Origin of the sequence: Blautia caecimuris (genome assembly GCF_024622975.1) — a bacterium.
Lineage (GTDB): Bacteria > Bacillota > Clostridia > Lachnospirales > Lachnospiraceae > Blautia_A > Blautia_A caecimuris.
This window is the reverse complement of the sequence record NZ_JANJZT010000031.1, coordinates 1-18,063: the sequence shown is the minus strand read 5'-3', so window position 1 is coordinate 18,063 and position 18,063 is coordinate 1. Positions and strand designations below refer to the sequence as shown.

The 18,063-nt window shown below is 44.4% G+C and carries 13 protein-coding genes, 1 pseudogene, 1 riboswitch and 1 other annotated feature; of the genes and pseudogenes, 11 read left to right on the top strand and 3 right to left on the bottom strand.

The window, feature by feature from the left end; all coding sequences use genetic code 11:
- Positions 1-105 precede the first annotated feature (105 nt).
- From NSA57_RS15855 to NSA57_RS15840, 4 genes are read left to right on the top strand one after another with little or no spacing between them, the layout of a single operon-like run.
- A complete protein-coding gene (locus tag NSA57_RS15855) occupies positions 106-1,119 on the top strand; it encodes an ABC transporter permease (protein ID WP_178709601.1) in 1,014 nt (337 codons plus the stop codon).
- Positions 1,116-1,973, top strand: coding sequence for an ABC transporter permease (locus tag NSA57_RS15850; protein WP_257465393.1), 858 nt, complete (start codon positions 1,116-1,118; stop codon positions 1,971-1,973). Before NSA57_RS15855 ends, NSA57_RS15850 begins: the two co-directional genes overlap by 4 nt.
- A gap of 10 nt (positions 1,974-1,983) precedes the next feature.
- A complete protein-coding gene (locus tag NSA57_RS15845; RefSeq protein ID WP_257465392.1) occupies positions 1,984-2,910 on the top strand; it encodes an ABC transporter ATP-binding protein in 927 nt (308 codons plus the stop codon).
- On the top strand, positions 2,900-3,508 hold the full coding sequence (locus tag NSA57_RS15840) for an ABC transporter ATP-binding protein (RefSeq protein WP_257465391.1): 609 nt from the start codon (positions 2,900-2,902) through the stop codon (positions 3,506-3,508). The genes NSA57_RS15845 and NSA57_RS15840 overlap by 11 nt, the downstream gene beginning before the upstream one ends.
- Positions 3,509-3,513: 5 nt before the next feature.
- Here NSA57_RS15840 and NSA57_RS15835 read toward each other — a convergent pair.
- Positions 3,514-4,104, bottom strand: a pseudogene (locus tag NSA57_RS15835) (magnesium transporter); the annotation flags it as partial.
- Between the two features lie 231 nt (positions 4,105-4,335).
- Positions 4,336-4,505: riboswitch (M-box (ykoK) riboswitch) on the bottom strand.
- Positions 4,506-4,762: 257 nt separating this feature from the next.
- Here NSA57_RS15835 and spoIIID point away from each other — a divergent pair.
- Positions 4,763-5,017: a sporulation transcriptional regulator SpoIIID gene (gene spoIIID / locus NSA57_RS15830; protein WP_022067761.1), complete on the top strand. Its 255-nt coding sequence runs from the start codon at positions 4,763-4,765 to the stop codon at positions 5,015-5,017.
- A gap of 202 nt (positions 5,018-5,219) precedes the next feature.
- Here spoIIID and NSA57_RS15825 read toward each other — a convergent pair whose 3' ends face one another.
- On the bottom strand, positions 5,220-6,308 hold the full coding sequence (locus NSA57_RS15825; RefSeq protein ID WP_147600209.1) for a pyridoxal phosphate-dependent aminotransferase: 1,089 nt from the start codon (positions 6,306-6,308) through the stop codon (positions 5,220-5,222).
- Between the two features lie 143 nt (positions 6,309-6,451).
- Between NSA57_RS15825 and NSA57_RS15820 the strand changes: the two genes are divergently transcribed.
- Both NSA57_RS15820 and NSA57_RS15815 read left to right on the top strand, forming a co-directional pair.
- Positions 6,452-6,694: a kinase gene (locus tag NSA57_RS15820; protein ID WP_173753178.1), complete on the top strand. Its 243-nt coding sequence runs from the start codon at positions 6,452-6,454 to the stop codon at positions 6,692-6,694.
- A gap of 101 nt (positions 6,695-6,795) precedes the next feature.
- The gene (locus tag NSA57_RS15815) at positions 6,796-7,350 is read left to right on the top strand and encodes a GNAT family N-acetyltransferase (protein WP_138270943.1); all 555 of its coding nucleotides are present in this window, start codon (positions 6,796-6,798) and stop codon (positions 7,348-7,350) included.
- Between the two features lie 118 nt (positions 7,351-7,468).
- On the opposite strand, the gene NSA57_RS19990 is transcribed toward NSA57_RS15815, so the two are convergent.
- Entirely contained in the window at positions 7,469-7,666 is a 198-nt protein-coding gene (locus NSA57_RS19990) for a CDP-glycerol glycerophosphotransferase family protein (RefSeq protein ID WP_408611662.1), read from the bottom strand.
- Positions 7,667-8,530: 864 nt separating this feature from the next.
- Positions 8,531-8,667, top strand: a sequence feature (ribosomal protein L10 leader region).
- 49 nt (positions 8,668-8,716) lie between these two features.
- Here NSA57_RS19990 and rplJ point away from each other — a divergent pair.
- The 4 genes from rplJ (at position 8,717) to rpoC (ending at position 17,571) form a co-directional block, all read left to right on the top strand.
- Positions 8,717-9,223, top strand: a complete 507-nt coding sequence (gene rplJ / locus NSA57_RS15810; RefSeq protein ID WP_022067756.1) for a 50S ribosomal protein L10 — start codon at positions 8,717-8,719, stop codon at positions 9,221-9,223.
- 114 nt (positions 9,224-9,337) lie between these two features.
- Positions 9,338-9,712 carry a 50S ribosomal protein L7/L12 gene (gene rplL, locus NSA57_RS15805; RefSeq protein ID WP_015541728.1) on the top strand — a complete coding sequence of 125 codons (375 nt, stop codon included), beginning with the start codon at positions 9,338-9,340 and terminating at the stop codon, positions 9,710-9,712.
- A gap of 265 nt (positions 9,713-9,977) precedes the next feature.
- Entirely contained in the window at positions 9,978-13,838 is a 3,861-nt protein-coding gene (gene rpoB, locus NSA57_RS15800) for a DNA-directed RNA polymerase subunit beta (protein ID WP_022067755.1), read from the top strand.
- A gap of 16 nt (positions 13,839-13,854) precedes the next feature.
- On the top strand, positions 13,855-17,571 hold the full coding sequence (gene rpoC, locus NSA57_RS15795) for a DNA-directed RNA polymerase subunit beta' (protein WP_022067754.1): 3,717 nt from the start codon (positions 13,855-13,857) through the stop codon (positions 17,569-17,571).
- Positions 17,572-18,063 lie beyond the last annotated feature (492 nt).

Genomic DNA, 18,063 nt, shown 5'->3' with positions numbered 1-18,063 from the left:
TTACGTATAAAATAATTATCCGGCAGGATTTTGGGGAGGTTTGTTCTGTAACAGGAATAAAAACGTCCCCGGAAGCTGCCGGATACTGTGCGTTTCAAACGATTTATGTACAAGGAGAAAATATTGAAAAATACAGCAGGAAAGTTTATACTGAAAAATTTTGTGAAGATGGTTCTTCTTATTTTTGCAGTCAGTATTGCAGCGTTTGCTCTTATGACAGTTTCTCCCGTAGATCCTCTTCAGGCCAATGTGGGACAGGCTGCGCTGGGAAGCATGAGCCAGGAGCAGATTGCAAAGCTTGAAGAATACTGGGGAGTAGGAGAACCGCCGGTTCAGAGATATCTGGCGTGGCTGAAGGATTTTCTGAAGGGAGATATGGGTGTTTCTCTTCTTTACAGACAGGATGTGGCAAAGGTAATTGCAGTAAAACTGGGAAATTCGCTTTTTCTTATGATTATTGCCTGGGTTCTGTCCGGGCTTATTGGCTTTGCCCTGGGCGCCCTGGCAGGAATGAACCGTGGAAAATTTGTAGATAAGGCAGTAAAAGGCTACTGTCTGTTAATATCAAGTACCCCGGCTTTTTGGATCGCCATGCTGCTTCTGATCATCTTCGGGGTGTGGCTGAAGATCCTTCCCATAGGGCTAAGCGTACCCATAGGCGTGGAGGCAAGCGGCGTAACTTTTCTGGACAGGGTATATCATGCCATTCTTCCGGCGGTTACGCTGTCCATTACCGGAATTGCCAATATTGCCATGCATACCAGAGAAAAAATGGTCGATATCTGTGAAAGTGATTATGTTGTTTTTGCAAGAGCAAGAGGTGAAAGCCTGTGGCAGATTTTCAGGAATCATGGATTTCGAAATGTTCTGGCGCCGGCCATGACCCTGCAGTTTGCTTCCATCAGTGAAATTTTTGGCGGTTCTGTTCTGGTAGAGCAGGTTTTTTCCTATCCGGGACTTGGACAGGCGGCGGTAAGCGCAGGACTTGGAAGTGATATGCCGCTTCTTATGGCGATTACTATTATCAGCGCTTTATTTGTTTTTGGCGGAAATCTCATTGCAAATATTCTGTATGGTGTGATCGATCCGCGTATCAGACGTGGAGGTGCCGCAAAATGACAAAAAACACAAAAAAAGGAACGTTTATGATAAAAAAATGGAACCGCAGGCAAAGGCTGGTACTGTGGCTTGTTCTTTCACTGATCTTTCTGGCTGCTGTGTGTATTGGCGGAATGTTTTGTGGAGATGCTGCCAGAGAAACTGATTTTGCCCGTAAAAATATTGCTCCCTGCCTGAAATATCCGTTTGGAACCGACTGGCTGGGAAGAGACATGTTTACCCGGACGGTTAAAGGGCTTTCCATCAGTATTATTATCGGGATCAGCGCCGCGGCTTTCAGTGCGGTGATGGCCTTTATTCTGGGAGTTCTGTCTGCAACAATGGGAAAAGCGGTAGATACAGTTATCACCTGGTTTATTGATCTTGTTATGGGAATCCCTCATATGCTTCTTCTGATCCTGATCTGCGTTGCCTGCGGGCGGGGGCTGAAGGGCGTGATTCTGGGCGTTGCTCTGACCCACTGGACTTCCCTTGCCCGGCTGATCCGGGGTGAGGTTCTGCAGTTAAAAGAGCAGCAGTATATTAAAATGGCCAGAAAGCTTGGGAAAAGTAATTTTTATATTGCCATGAAGCATATGGTTCCTCATCTTTTTCCGCAGTTTCTGGTAGGTCTGATACTTCTTTTTCCTCATGCGATCCTTCACGAATCCAGTATTACTTTTCTGGGCTTCGGACTTTCCAATGAGCAGCCTGCCATTGGCATTATCCTGTCAGAGGCAATGAAATATCTGATTACCGGAAAGTGGTGGCTGGCTCTGTTCCCGGGACTGATGCTGGTTCTGACAGTTGTGTGTTTTTATACTGTGGGCGAGGGTATCCGGAAGCTGGTGGATCCTGCCAGCGCTCATGAATAGGAGGGGTGAAATGGAAAAAAATACAATACTTGAAATCAGAAATATGAATATTTCCTTTTCCCAGTATCAGAAGGGCACAAAGCAGACAAAGCTTCCTGTGATCAGAGATCTCAGTCTTACTGTCCATCAGGGAGAAATGGTGGCTGTTGTGGGTTCTTCCGGTTCCGGAAAAAGCCTTCTGGCTCATGGGGTAATGGGGATTCTTCCCTATAATGCAGAAATGGGCGGACAGATTCTTTACTGTGGAGAGCCTCTTAGAGAAAAAAGAATCTGCGCTCTCAGAGGAAAAGAGATTGTTATGGTTCCTCAGAGCACTTCCTACCTGGATCCTCTGATGAAGGTGGGAACGCAGATCTGCAAAGGCAAAAAGGATCCTGAAAGAAAAAAGAAGCTGGACGGGATCTTCAGACGGTACGGTCTGGCAGAAGAAGTTCAGGAACAGTATCCCTTTGAGCTTTCCGGAGGAATGACCAGAAGAGTGATGATATCCACTGCGATGATCGAAGAGCCGAAGCTGGTTATTGCAGATGAACCTACGCCGGGACTTCACCTGAAAGCGGCAAAGAGGGCTATGGAGCATTTCAGGGAGCTGGCTGATATGGGAGCGGGAGTATTGATCATTACCCATGATCTGGAGCTTGCGCTGGAAACTGCGGACAGAGTTCTTGTTTTCTATGCAGGATACACTCTGGAGGATGCAAAAACAGAGGATTTTCGCCAGGAAAAAACGCTGCGCCATCCCTATACAAAAGCCTTATGGAGAGCAATGCCTCAAAATGGCTTTCATTATATTGACGGGGTACAGCCCTATGTAAAAGATATGCCGGAGGGCTGTCCCTTTGCTCCAAGGTGTGAAAAATGTACAGAAAAATGCAGAGGGGAAATTCCCTACAGGGAAGTAAACGGAGGATATGTGAGGTGCGTGTATGATTCTTGAAGCCAGAAATATTTCTTTTCGATATGGAGAAAAAAGCAGGGAAATTTTAAAAGATTTCAGTCTGAAAGCAGAGAGTACAGAGCGGGTAGGGCTTGTGGCGCCAAGCGGATTTGGAAAAACAACCCTCTGTAAAATACTGTCGGGATATGAGAAGCCTGACAGCGGACAGGTTCTGCTGGACGGAAAGCCTCTTGATTTCTATGGCTCCTACTGTCCGGTTCAGTTGATCTGGCAGCATCCGGAACAGGCCATTAATCCCAGGCTGCGAATGAAATCGGTGCTTGAGGAGGGGGATAATGTATCTCCTGACCTTATCAAAAGACTTGGCATTGAGGCAGACTGGATGAACCGTTTTCCGGCAGAGCTGTCCGGGGGAGAAATGCAGAGGTTTTGTATTGCAAGAGCGTTGGGACAGAGGACACAGTTCCTTCTGGCGGATGAGATCAGCACCATGCTGGATCTCATCACACAGAGTCAGATCTGGCATTTCCTTATGGATGAAACCGAAAAGCGCAAAATTGGAATGATCGTAGTCAGCCACAGCCCGGAGCTTCTGGAAAAGGTCTGTACCAGGATCGTTGATCTTCAGAAGGAATAAACAGGTTACACAGCAAGGGCAAAGATCCTTGTGGCAATGTAAAAGTAAATAATAATAGAGCAGGTGTCCACAGCTGTAGTGATCAGAGGAGATGCCATGATTGCCGGATCCATATGCAGGGTTTTTGCGCCAAGCGGAAGAATACATCCGATGATCTTGGACAGGATTACAGTAGCAGTCAGAGACAGAGAAACTACCAGAGCAAGTCTGGGATCTCTGTACATAATCAGAATGCGGATTCCGTTTATGACAGCAAGCCCTGTGCCTACCAGAAGCGCAATCCGAAATTCTTTAAATGCAATCCGAAAAACATCACGGGGACGGATCTCGTTCAGGGCAAGACCGCGGATAATCAGGGTTGAGCTCTGAGAACCGCAGTTTCCTCCGGTATCCATCAGCATGGGAATAAAGGAAACCAGAAGAGGAACTGCGGAAAAGGCATTTTCATATCTGGTAATAATAGTTCCGGTAACTGTGGCAGAAAGCATCAGAAAAAGAAGCCACATAAAGCGTTTTCTGGCATGGGTCAGTACGGAAGTCTCAAAATAGGAGGTTTCATGCTTTTCCATGGACTCCTGTACAGCTTTTGGCTCTGTCAGAGAGCTGACAGAAGTATAATTTTCCGGTGTGTGAATCAGTAATGTTTTCATCATAATTCTTCAGTCCTTTCTTTAATATAATGATCTGACAACTGGCTCCAGGTTCCATGGTTCTCACCTCCTTTTTCAGAACAAAGGGGACAGGTCCGCTTAAAACTTTCTGAATCCCTTGATTTTTGAGGAATAAAAAATCCTGTCATCGCCTGAGCAATGACAGGATATATTTTTCCTGTGAAACATCGTTCAAGCTTTAGCATCACAGGGCGTAAAAATTGCATTAGGTTATGCCTTGACTGCGACATATCCTGCTGACCAGCGAATCGTGTCTCCACGTTTTTGCGGCAGCAATCTTAGGAAAATCCAAATCCCTGTGGTAGCCTCACCTACCGAAACTGTTTATTTAATTGTTTATCCCATTGTAGTCCTGCAGTATGGGTTTGTCAAGCCCGGATTAAAAAAATCAGAGGGACTTTACAGACTTTTTATATTATTCCGAAGCACAGTTTTTACAGAAGAGAGCTACAATCTCTTTCGGATTATGTGCGGCAACATGATCTTATATGCTTCGGGCTTCTGATTCCTGAGGTATGAACTGGAATACATTTTATATAATACAGCATACATTGTAAAAACAGCGTTTTCGGGGGATTTTCCTTTGAAAGATTACATTGAAGAACGGGCAGTGGAGATTGCAGGCTATATTATTGAAACAAAGGCAACTGTAAGGCAGGCGGCAAAAAAATTTGGAATCAGTAAGAGTACAGTACATAAAGACTGTTCTGACAGGTTGACGGAGATCAATCCGGGGCTGGCGGCGGAGGTGCGCCAGGTTCTGGATAAGAATAAGTCAGAGAGACATATCAGAGGAGGACTGGCGACCAGAGAAAAGTATCTGCACCGTGTTCTGTAAAAGCAAAAAAACTGCGGCGGAAACAGTGTGTTCTATACTGCTTTTGCAGATAAGAACGGCTGCAGCCTGCCTTACGCTTCTGCAAAAAAGACTGAAAAGCAGCCCCCCTCCTTCCCGGGGAAATCCTGAACTGTTCGGAGAAGAGGGAGAACTGCCTCACAAATATAATTTTAAAGCGATATAGCATGAATTAAAAGGGCTTTTACAGCCCTTTTAATACGTTCAGAAGCTGTTCGTTATGTTCCGGGAGCATAATGCAGAAGCGGACAAATTCTCCGTCAAGACACTGGAAAGAAGAACAGTCACGGATCATAAGGTTTTGGCGGATACATGCCTCAAATACATTGGAGGCAGTGAGCCCGGGTTTGATTATTTTCAGTAAAAGGAAGTTTGCAAAGGCAGGGAATACTTTAAAAGAAGAAAGCTTCAGAAGCTCCTGATAAAGTTTTTCTCTTTCCTTTAAAATCAGCTGTCTTGTACGGGAAATATAGTCTTTGTCCTGTACAAGCAGTTCTCCTGCAAAGGCTCCCAGACTGTTTATGGACCAGGGAATCTGTCTGTTTTTTATTTTTGAGAGAAGTTCTTTGTTCCCTGTAATTCCATAGCCAAGGCGCATGCCCGGTGCGGCGAAAAATTTTGATACGCCCCGAAGGACCATAAGATTTTCAAACTCCCTGGTAAGGGGTACTGCGGTAATAAGCTGCGGATCAGGGGCGAATTCTACATAGGTTTCATCGATCATTACAAAAATTTCTTTTTGACGGCAGAAGGTAAGGATTTTTCGCAGTTTCTCCTGTGTGACAGCAGAGGAAGTGGGATTGTTAGGGTTACACATAATCAGGAAATCATAATCTTTTTCCAGGGTAAGACAGAGATTTTGGATATCCAGAGCAAAATCGCTGGAATCCTCCAGATGATACCAGGTCTCAGTACTTCCGGAAAAAGAAAGCTCCCTGGAATATTCAGAGTAGGTGGGACCGAGTATCAGCGTATGCCGGGGATTTACAGCTTCAATGAGAAGAGAGATCAGTTCGCTGGATCCGTTGCCGGGCAGAATAAAGTCAGAGGGTATGCTGCAGTACTGGGACAGGGCATTTCTCAGTGAGGAATATTCTCTGTCCGGATAGGAAGAAAGAAGAAAAAGGTGTGAGGCAAGCTCTTTCTGCACATTTTTCGGAAGCCCAAGGGGATTCACATTTGCTCCAAAGTTTATGATATTTTCTTTTTTCAGATGGTAGAAGCTGCAGATTTTTTCAATATCGCTTCCGTGAAAAACAGGTTTTGACGTCATATGGCAGATCTCCTTTCAGACAGACTTTTCTTTTATCATAAAGCATTATAAGGGCTTATGCAAGCATCCGGAGACATATTGACAGCGCTGTATACAAGGGGTAAAATTACAGGCACAAAATGAAATTGGAAAGGGGCAGGATTATGAGATTGGAAACAGTGCAGGATGCGCTGAACAGAAAAAATATCTCTTTTACTTATACAGAAGAGGACGGGTGCGGAAGTCTTGACTTTATGTTCCGGGGGCTGAGTTTTCATGTGTGGGAGTATCATGACGACGTATGGGGCGCCGAGACAAATATTTATGAAGCAGGGCGGAGTATAGACGTAGAAGGTGATTATGAAGCTCAGATTTCCAGAGAGATTCTGTCCTGGCCGGAGTTTTAAAGAATACCGGAAAGGTTTGAGGAAATGCCTGATATCCGGGCGATAAAACTTATAAAAATATAGAGAAGGGCTGCTCTGACAGCTCAGAAAAGGAATAAAATATGGAATTAAAAAACATACTGAAAAACGGAACAGAATTTAAAGAACAGGTTTATATGCTCTACGAAGAAGCTTTTCCTGCTGAAGAAAAAAAGCCGATCTCTCTTATGGAGCATCTTGCGGAAAAGGGACAGATGGAGCTTTTTGCAGTGACAGATCAGGATGAGTTTGTGGGACTTGCCTTTAATATGATGGATGGAAATACTGCGCTGTTGGATTATTTTGCTGTTTCTCCTGAAAAAAGAAACGGTGGATATGGAAGTAAAAGCCTGAAGCTTTTACTGGAACGATTCCGCAGTAATAAATATATTTTTGAAATCGAAATGCAGGATGAAAAAGCAGAGAATGCTCAGGACAGAAAGCGCAGGAAAGCCTTCTATCTGAGAAACGGTCTGAAAGAGACAGGACTTTTTGCCCATGTGTACGGAACAGATTTTGAGCTTCTGACTCCTGATGGAAGTCTGACTTATGATGAATATACAGGGTTTCTGGAGCGGATTCTGGGTGAAGAAGGAGTGCGGGTATTGAATCCGTCTCTGATCTCTCAGCTGCCGTAAGTTTCATCTGCAGAATCAACAGCAGCTATCAGAGAAAATAAAAAGATATTATATAATCAGCGCCCCCGGTATGTTGCCGGGGGCGCTGCAGATCACGACAGAAAGCAGTAATCAGTGATTACTTTTGGCAGTTTTTGAGGATAAATTCATAGGTTCGTTTACAGTTATTACGGTCATGATATGCAAAATATTTCTGATTCATATCGCTGTAGCATTTCTTTTCGCGAAAATCATTGGCTGCGTATTCTTTTATCAGCTCTATAAGCTGCTCTTCTTCTGTGCAGCGATCCCCGGGGAGATCATAATAATTAGTAATATCTTGTTTTGAGCATTTGAGTTTAGTATATAAAACTATAAATGAGATAATACAGAATTTTGCGCAATAGAATCCATAATATGTAGATACAGATAAACTTTAAATTCTATATGTGTATCCTGCAAAGACAAAACAACGGGGATTTATGCACTTTTTCAAATTTGTTCATTTGCTGTTTTATAAAGGAATAAAATAAATGGAAGCGTTTATGATAAAAAATGTAACATGACAGAACTGGGAAACCAAGCTTGTTTTGGGTATCTTTATGTTAGGATCCTAAATTACAAAAATATAGAAAGCACAGGAGATCCTTATATAATTCAAAAAAATATAAGGAATTTTAAGAAAGAAGGTTGAGAAAATTTTAGAGTAAGATAAGATTACTGACTTTAGATGGTTAGTAAAAAATATGATACAGAGAAATGACCGCTTCCATGTATCCTTTTTCTGGGGTATTTATTCATGAAACATTAAATAATCCTTGATTTTCAAGGAAAAAAGATTTAATTATATAGGAAGGAATGTACGATTATGAGTATAAACGAAATTAAAATTACGAATCTTAATACAAATGTAACGCGTATTCTTACATATGCCCAAAATGGTAAAAGTAAGGAGAATATCATCAACCAGGTTAGGAATGGATATTTCATCAGCACCTATATTTCCAGAGCGTATGGTTTCGTAAACCAACTTTTTATCTTTCCGGCATATCTGAACCATAAAGTACCGTACCTTTCGCAGTTATAATATATAGAAATCCCCTGTTTAGTATAACATATTTTTTAGGGCCTGACCAAAAGACTTATTAAAGAATTAAAGAATTTTTAAATAATATCTTGACATGAACTTTTCTCCGTGTTATTCTATTACAGAACGCTGCCGAAGACAGTAGGTGCCGTAAGGCATAAGGATCAAAACGCCTACCGAGGACTTAGTATTCTGATAAGATTACAGGAGACCTTACTGTCATGGTACAGTAGGGCTTTTTTTATCTCAGTATCCATTGCAACGGCGGTATATCAAAATCTATAAGGAGGTGTACCATTTATGGCAAAAGTAGAACTGAAACAACCAATCGTAGAAGAAATCGCAAACAGCATTAAAGACGCTCAGTCCGTAGTTCTTGTAAACTACAGTGGTCTTACTGTTGAGCAGGACACTATTCTGCGTAAGGAATTAAGAGAAGCTGGTGTTCAGTATAAAGTTTACAAAAACACAATGATGAAACGTGCTTTTGAGGGAACAGACTGTGAGAGCCTTTCCAAACATCTTGAAGGTACAAACGCACTGGCAATCTCTGCTACAGATGCAACAGCACCTGCTAGAATCCTTGCTAAATATGCGAAACAGTTCCCGGCACTGGAGCTGATCGCAGGTGTAGTTGAGGGCAACTACAATGATCAGGCTGGAATCCAGGCACTTTCCCAGATTCCGTCCAGAGAAGAACTTCTTGGAAAACTTCTTGGAAGCATTCAGTCTCCGATCACAAACTTCGCTCGTGTGCTTAACCAGATTGCAGAGGCACAGGGTGGAAACGCAGCAGCTGCTGAGTAAATTTGTCAGGGACAGATTTACAATGCGCAGACAGCGTGCGGAAGAGTTTACAGTTTTCGTATAGCACTGTGAACCGGTATAAATTAAAATAATATTATATGGAGGGAAATTAAAATGGCAAAATTAACAACAGAAGAATTTATTGCAGCAATCAAAGAGTTATCTGTATTAGAGTTAAATGAACTTGTAAAAGCTTGTGAGGAAGAGTTCGGCGTATCTGCAGCAGCAGGCGTTGTAGTTGCAGCAGCAGGCGCAGCAGGCGAGGCAGCTGAAGAGAAAGACGAGTTCGACGTAGAGCTTACAGAAGTAGGCCCGAACAAAGTTAAAGTTATCAAAGTTGTTCGTGAAGTAACAGGTCTTGGACTTAAAGAAGCTAAAGCTGTAGTTGACGGTGCTCCGAAGGTAGTTAAAGAGGGCGCTTCCAAAGCTGAGGCTGAGGACATCAAGACAAAACTGGAAGCAGAGGGAGCAAAGATCACTCTGAAATAATTCAGTCTGAACAGAAGAGACAGCGCAGGGACGCCGCAGGTGTTCCTGCGTTTCTTTTTTTACTTTATCGGGAAAACAGTATATTCTGTATCAGTCTTGCCGGCAAATGAAAAAGGTGATCAAAAAAAGTTTGAAAATCTGGTTGACAGGTTGACAACAGTATGTTATAGTGAAAAATGCTATATTATGGCAAGATATGCCTGTTTACCTGAAAATATAAACAGGATCATGTTGTAATAAATAAAAAAACAGGGGTGAAACGTCAATGGAAAAAAACAGAATTCGTTCTGTAAAAACTGGAAAAAGCATGCGTATGAGCTACCAGAGACAAAAAGAAGTCCTGGATATGCCGAATCTGATCGAAGTCCAGAAAGATTCCTACAAATGGTTCCTGGATGAAGGGCTGAAAGAAGTATTTGATGATATTTCTCCAATCGCGGATTACGGCGGAAAGCTTAGTCTGGAGTTCATCGACTTTACATTTGACGCAAAGGATGCGAAGTATACAATTGAGCAGTGTAAAGAACGTGACGTGACTTATGCCGCACCTTTGAAGGTTCGAGTGAGACTGATTAACAAAGAAACAGAAGAGATCAACGAACACGAGATTTTCATGGGAGACCTTCCGTTAATGACGGAAACAGGCACATTTGTAATCAACGGTGCAGAGCGTGTTATCGTAAGCCAGTTGGTACGTTCCCCTGGAATCTATTATGCAATCGCACATGATAAAGTTGGTAAAAGGTTGTTTTCCAGTACCGTAATTCCCAACAGAGGTGCATGGCTGGAATATGAAACAGACTCCAACGATGTTTTTTATGTTCGTGTAGACAGAACCAGAAAGGTTCCGATCACTGTGCTGATTCGTGCCCTTGGTATCGGCACCAATGCGGAAATTGTAGAACTGTTTGGCGAGGAGCCCAAGATCCTTGCCAGCTTCACAAAAGATACTTCCACAAATTATCAGGAAGGTCTTCTGGAATTATACAAAAAAATCCGTCCGGGTGAGCCGTTGGCAGTGGAGAGCGCAGAGAGCCTGATCATGGCAATGTTCTTTGATCCGAGAAGATATGATCTTGCCAAAGTCGGACGTTATAAATTTAACAAAAAACTTCATTTTAACAGCAGGATTGTAGGACACAAGCTTGCAGAGGCAGTTGTGGATCCGTCTACAGGAGAAATCCTTGCAGATGAAGGCACAAACATCACAAGAGAGATCGCTGACAAGATCCAGAACAGCGCTGCTCCGTTTGTATGGATCCAGGGAGAAGAGGATCGCAAGATCAAGGTTCTTTCCAACCTTATGGTGGATCTTTCTGCTCATGTTGAGCTTGACTGTGATCCGAAGGAACTGGGTGTTACAGAATTAGTATATTATCCGGTTCTCGAAAAAATACTGGAAGAAAATGACAGTCTTGAGGATATCAAGGATGCGATCCGCAGAGATATCCATGATCTGATTCCGAAACATATTACAAAAGAAGATATTCTTGCTTCTATTAACTATAACATGCATCTGGAATACGGCCTTGGAAATGATGATGACATCGACCACCTGGGTAACCGCCGTATCCGTTCTGTAGGTGAGCTGCTTCAAAATCAGTACCGTATTGGTCTTTCCAGACTGGAAAGAGTGGTACGTGAGCGTATGACAACTCAGGACACAGAGAATATTTCTCCGCAGTCCCTGATCAATATTAAACCGGTAACAGCGGCAGTGAAAGAGTTCTTTGGCTCTTCACAGCTTTCCCAGTTCATGGATCAGAACAACCCGTTAGGTGAGCTGACCCATAAGAGACGTCTGTCTGCCCTGGGACCAGGCGGTCTGTCCCGAGACAGAGCCGGATTCGAGGTTCGAGACGTTCACTATTCTCATTATGGACGTATGTGTCCGATCGAGACTCCTGAGGGTCCTAACATCGGTCTTATCAACTCTCTTGCTTCCTATGCAAGAATCAATCAGTATGGTTTTGTTGAGGCTCCGTACAGAAAGATTGACAAAACAGACCCGTCCAATCCGGTAGTAACTGACGAGGTTGTTTATATGACAGCCGATGAAGAGGATAATTACCATGTAGCGCAGGCCAACGAGCCTCTGGACGAAGAAGGACACTTCATTCATAAAAACGTATCCGGTCGTTTCCGTGAGGAAACTCAGGAATACGAGAGACATATGTTTGACTACATGGACGTGTCTCCTAAGATGGTATTTTCCGTTGCTACAGCGCTTATTCCATTCCTGCAGAACGACGATGCCAACCGTGCGCTCATGGGATCAAACATGCAGCGTCAGGCAGTGCCGCTTCTGACCACCGATGCTCCGGTTGTTGGAACAGGTATGGAGACAAAGACTGCTGTTGACTCCGGTGTGTGTGTTGTGGCTAAGAAGGCCGGTACAGTTCTTCGCTCCACATCTACAGATATCAGCATCAAAAATGATGACGGAACAAAAGATGATTATCATCTGACAAAATTCCTCAGAAGTAACCAGAGCAACTGCTACAACCAGAAGCCGATCGTGTTCCAGGGCGAGCATGTAGAGGCAGGACAGGTTATCGCAGACGGTCCGTCTACTTCTAATGGTGAGTTGGCCCTTGGTAAAAACCCGCTGATCGGATTTATGACCTGGGAAGGCTACAACTACGAGGATGCTGTCCTTTTAAGTGAAAAACTTGTTCAGGACGATGTTTATACATCTGTCCACATTGAAGAATATGAAGCAGAAGCCAGAGATACCAAGCTGGGACCGGAAGAGATCACAAGAGATGTTCCGGGCGTTGGTGACGATGCTCTGAAAGACCTTGATGAGCGCGGTATCATCCGTATCGGTGCTGAGGTTCGTGCAGGAGACATTCTGGTAGGTAAAGTTACTCCTAAGGGAGAGACAGAGCTTACTGCAGAAGAACGTCTGCTCCGTGCGATCTTCGGTGAGAAGGCGAGAGAGGTAAGAGATACTTCCCTTAAGGTTCCTCATGGTGAGTACGGTATCATTGTTGATGCTAAAGTATTTACAAGAGAGAACGGTGACGAGCTTTCTCCTGGTGTAAATCAGTCTGTTCGTATTTATATTGCTCAGAAACGTAAGATTTCTGTTGGTGACAAAATGGCTGGTCGTCACGGTAACAAGGGTGTTGTTTCCCGTGTACTTCCTGTTGAAGATATGCCGTTCCTGCCTAACGGCCGTCCGCTGGATATCGTTCTGAATCCTCTGGGCGTACCTTCCCGAATGAACATCGGACAGGTGCTGGAAATCCATTTAAGTCTTGCTGCAAAAGCTCTTGGCTTCAATGTTGCAACTCCGGTATTTGACGGTGCAAACGAGAATGACATTCAGGATACTCTGGAACTGGCAAATGATTATGTAAACACAGAGGACTTTGAAGAGTTCCGTGCAAAATATCAGGATGTACTTGCTCCTGACGTTATGCAGTATCTGGATGAGAACAAGGCCCACAGAGAACTGTGGAAGGGCGTTCCGATTTCCAGAGACGGCAAGGTTCGCCTTCGTGACGGACGTACCGGTGAATACTTTGACAGTCCTGTAACAATCGGACACATGCATTACCTGAAACTGCATCATCTGGTAGACGACAAGATCCATGCACGTTCTACAGGTCCATACTCACTGGTAACACAGCAGCCTCTGGGCGGTAAAGCTCAGTTCGGCGGTCAGCGTTTCGGAGAGATGGAGGTTTGGGCTCTGGAGGCATATGGCGCGTCCTATACTCTGCAGGAGATCCTGACAGTTAAATCCGATGATGTTGTAGGTCGTGTGAAGACTTATGAAGCAATTATTAAAGGTGATAATATTCCTGAGCCGGGAATTCCGGAATCCTTCAAGGTTCTGCTGAAAGAGCTGCAGTCTCTTGGTCTTGACGTTAAGGTCCTGAGAGATGACAACACTGAGGTGGAGATTATGGAAACCGTGGATTACGGCGATACAGATCTTCGTTCCGTGATCGAGGGAGACAGACACAGCAGAGACAGAGAAGAGGAATCCTTTGGCAAGCACGGTTATACACAGCAGGAGTTCGAGGGTGAAGAACTTGTAGATGTGGAAGAGGAAGACGAAGAAGAGGAAGATGCATTCCTTGACTTTGACGAAACTCTTGATGACGAAGAATAGAAAGGGGAAAGAATACATGGCAGAAACAACCAATACCAATGAAACATATCAGCCAATGACTTTCGATGCCATTAAGATCGGACTGGCGTCCCCTGAGAAGATCAGAGAGTGGTCAAGAGGCGAAGTAACAAAGCCTGAGACTATTAACTACCGTACTCTGAAACCGGAAAAGGACGGACTTTTCTGTGAAAGAATCTTCGGGCCCAGCAAAGACTGGGAGTGCCATTGCGGTAAATACAAAAAAATCCGCTACAAAGGCGTTGTGTGCGACCGATGCGGCGTAGAAGTCACAAAGGCATCTGTCAGAAGAGAGCGTATGGGTCATATTGAGCTTGCTGCTCCGGTATCCCATATCTGGTATTTCAAGGGTATCCCGTCCAGAATGGGACTTATCCTTGACCTCTCTCCGAGAACATTGGAAAAGGTTTTATATTTCGCAAACTATATCGTACTGGACCCGGCTGATTCCGGGCTTCAGTACAAACAGGTCCTTACAGAAAAGGAATACCAGGATGCCCGTGAGTCCTATGGATACGGCTTCCGTGTAGGAATGGGCGCAGAGTCTGTAATGGAGCTTCTGCAGGCCATTGATCTGGAAAAGGATGCTGAGGAGCTGAAGGCAGAGCTTGTGGATGCAACAGGACAGAAACGTGCCAGAATCATCAAACGTCTGGAGGTTGTGGAATCCTTCCGTGAGTCCGGCAACCGTCCTGAGTGGATGATCATGACAGCAATTCCTGTTATCCCGCCGGATCTTCGTCCGATGGTACAGCTTGACGGCGGACGTTTTGCAACATCTGACCTGAACGACCTGTACAGAAGAATCATCAACAGAAACAATCGTCTGAAAAGACTGCTGGAGCTTGGCGCTCCGGATATTATCGTCCGCAACGAGAAACGTATGCTGCAGGAAGCAGTAGATGCTCTTATTGACAACGGACGCCGCGGACGCCCGGTTACCGGTCCTGGAAACAGAGCTCTGAAATCCCTTTCCGATATGCTGAAAGGTAAATCCGGACGTTTCCGTCAGAACCTTCTGGGTAAACGAGTTGACTACTCCGGACGTTCTGTTATCGTCGTAGGACCTGAGCTGAAGATTTATCAGTGCGGTCTTCCGAAAGAGATGGCTATCGAGCTGTTCAAGCCTTTTGTTATGAAAGAGCTTGTTGCAAACGGTACCTCTCACAACATTAAAAATGCAAAGAAAATGGTGGAGAAGCTCCAGCCGGAGGTATGGGACGTTCTCGAGGACGTTATCAAAGAACATCCGGTTATGCTGAACCGTGCGCCTACACTGCACCGTCTTGGTATCCAGGCATTTGAGCCGATCCTTGTAGAAGGTAAGGCTATTAAGCTTCATCCCCTTGTTTGTACCGCGTTTAATGCGGACTTCGATGGTGACCAGATGGCGGTACATCTTCCGCTTTCTGTTGAGGCTCAGGCAGAGTGCCGTTTCCTCCTGCTGTCACCAAACAACCTTCTGAAACCGTCTGATGGTGGCCCGGTAGCCGTTCCTTCACAGGATATGGTTCTTGGTATTTACTATCTGACACAGGAAAGACCGGGATACCCGGGAGAAGGTAAGTTCTTCAAGAGCGTAAACGAAGCAATCCTTGCTTATGAGAACAAGGTTATCACTCTGCAGTCAAAGATCAAGGTTCGCTGCACAAAGACAATGCCGGATGGAACTGTTCTTACCGGCAATGTAGAATCCACACTGGGACGTTTCCTGTTCAACGAGATTCTTCCGCAGGATCTTGGATTTGTGGACAGAAGCATTCCGGGCAACGAACTTCTGCTTGAGGTTGACTTCCTTGTAGGCAAAAAGCAGCTGAAACAGATTCTGGAAAAAGTTATCAACACTCATGGAGCTACCAAGACAGCTGAGGTACTTGACGCTATCAAGTCCACAGGTTATAAGTACTCCACTCGTGCTGCCATGACGGTTTCCATTTCCGATATGACTGTGCCGCCTCAGAAACCTGAGATGATCCAGAATGCACAGAATATCGTAGATAAAATTACAAAGAACTACAAACGTGGTCTGATCACAGAGGAAGAGCGTTATAAAGAGGTTGTTGAAACCTGGAAGAAGACTGACGATGAGCTTACAAGAGCCCTGCTTGACGGTCTTGACAAGTACAACAACATCTTCATGATGGCCGACTCCGGAGCCCGTGGTTCTGATAAGCAGATCAAACAGCTTGCAGGTATGCGAGGCCTGATGGCAGATACAACCGGTCACACCATTGAGCTTCCTATCAAGTCAAACTTCCGTGAAGGTCTTGACGTACTGGAGTACTTCATGTCTGCGCATGGAGCTCGTAAAGGTCTTTCCGATACAGCTCTTCGTACAGCCGACTCCGGTTACCTGACCAGACGAATGGTTGACGTATCCCAGGAGCTGATCGTTCGAGAGACAGACTGCTGCGAGACAAGAGACGAGATCTCCGGTATGTATGTCAAAGGCTTTATGGACGGCAAAGAGGAGATCGAAAGCCTTCAGGAGCGTATTACAGGAAGATTCTCCTGTGAGACGATCAAGAATAAAGACGGTGAAGTGCTTGTAAAAGCAAATCACATGATTACACCAAAACGTGCAGCCAGAATCATGGCTGAGGGTGTAAACGCAGAGGGCGGAGCAATTGATCAGGTTAAGATCCGTACAATTCTTACCTGTAAATGTAAAGTCGGTGTCTGCGCAAAATGTTACGGCGCCAACATGGCAACAGGTGAGCCTGTACAGGTTGGAGAGTCTGTTGGTATTATTGCTGCTCAGTCTATCGGTGAGCCGGGTACACAGCTGACCATGCGTACTTTCCATACCGGTGGTGTTGCCGGCGGCGATATCACACAGGGTCTTCCTCGTGTCGAGGAGCTTTTTGAGGCACGTAAGCCGAAGGGTCTTGCGATCATCACTGAGATTCCTGGTGTTGCAGTTATCAACGATACCAAGAAGAAACGTGAGATCATTGTTACAGATCCGGAAAGCGGAGAGTCCAAAACATATCTGATTCCTTATGGATCACGTATCAAGATCATGGATGGTCAGACACTTGAGGCTGGTGACGAGCTGACAGAGGGTAGTGTAAATCCGCATGATATCCTGAGAATCAAAGGTGTTCGTGCAGTTCAGGATTACATGCTCCGTGAGGTTCAGCGTGTATACCGTCTCCAGGGTGTTGAGATCAGTGACAAGCACATTGAGGTTCTTGTACGTCAGATGCTGAAAAAGATCCGCATTGAGGACAATGGAGATACTGAATTCCTTCCGGGCACACTTGTAGATGTTCTCGACTTTGAGGAAGTAAACGAGCAGCTTGAAAAAGAAGGAAAGACTCCGGCAGAAGGAAAGCAGGTAATGCTTGGTATTACCAAAGCTTCTCTGGCTACAGATTCCTTCCTGTCAGCAGCATCCTTCCAGGAAACAACCAAGGTTCTTACCGAGGCTGCTATCAAAGGTAAGGTTGACCATCTTGTAGGTCTGAAAGAAAACGTTATCATTGGTAAGCTGATTCCTGCAGGAACAGGTCTGAAACGCTACAGCGCGATCAAGCTTGACACAGGAATGCCGGAAGAAGAGGAAGAGGAAGTAACAGAGGACATTACAGAAAATGATGCAGATGTTACACCGGAGGAAACCTCTGAGACAGCTGAAACTGAAGAAGCAGTAGAAGAAAGCAGCGAAGATAATTTCGTTGAAACAGAAGAAGCTGATTCTGAAGAAGAATAAATAAAAAGCGCAGAATATGCGCAGATAAAATACAAAGGAAGTCCGAATGGCTCACAGGCCTGAGGGCTTCCTTTGTATATATGGCTTTAGCATGTTCAAGATCTCGGCGTATCCGGCAGATGTTTTGGATAAGGGGAAAAATCTGTTTTTTGCAGAGAGAATATATATGGAAGGAATTTATTACAGACTGTTCTAAGAAGGGACTTTAATAGGTGAATTCAGAAAGCAGTTTGTGTAAATCTTAAAAAAATATGAAAAATTATGGAATAAAATCGAAAAATACAGACAGATGGAAAGGCTCATGTTATAATGACTTATCGGCAGAAAATAAGGGTAAATTCAAACAATAATTTTGCTGACAGATAAATGACAGAGCTGAAGGTGGTTCAGATAACTGTCAGATATCAGCAATCATGGGTAGTGTCAAATAATCTATGAAAAACAGAGCTAAAGAAAAAGGCTCAAATGAACCTTGAAAATTGCAGATATTTA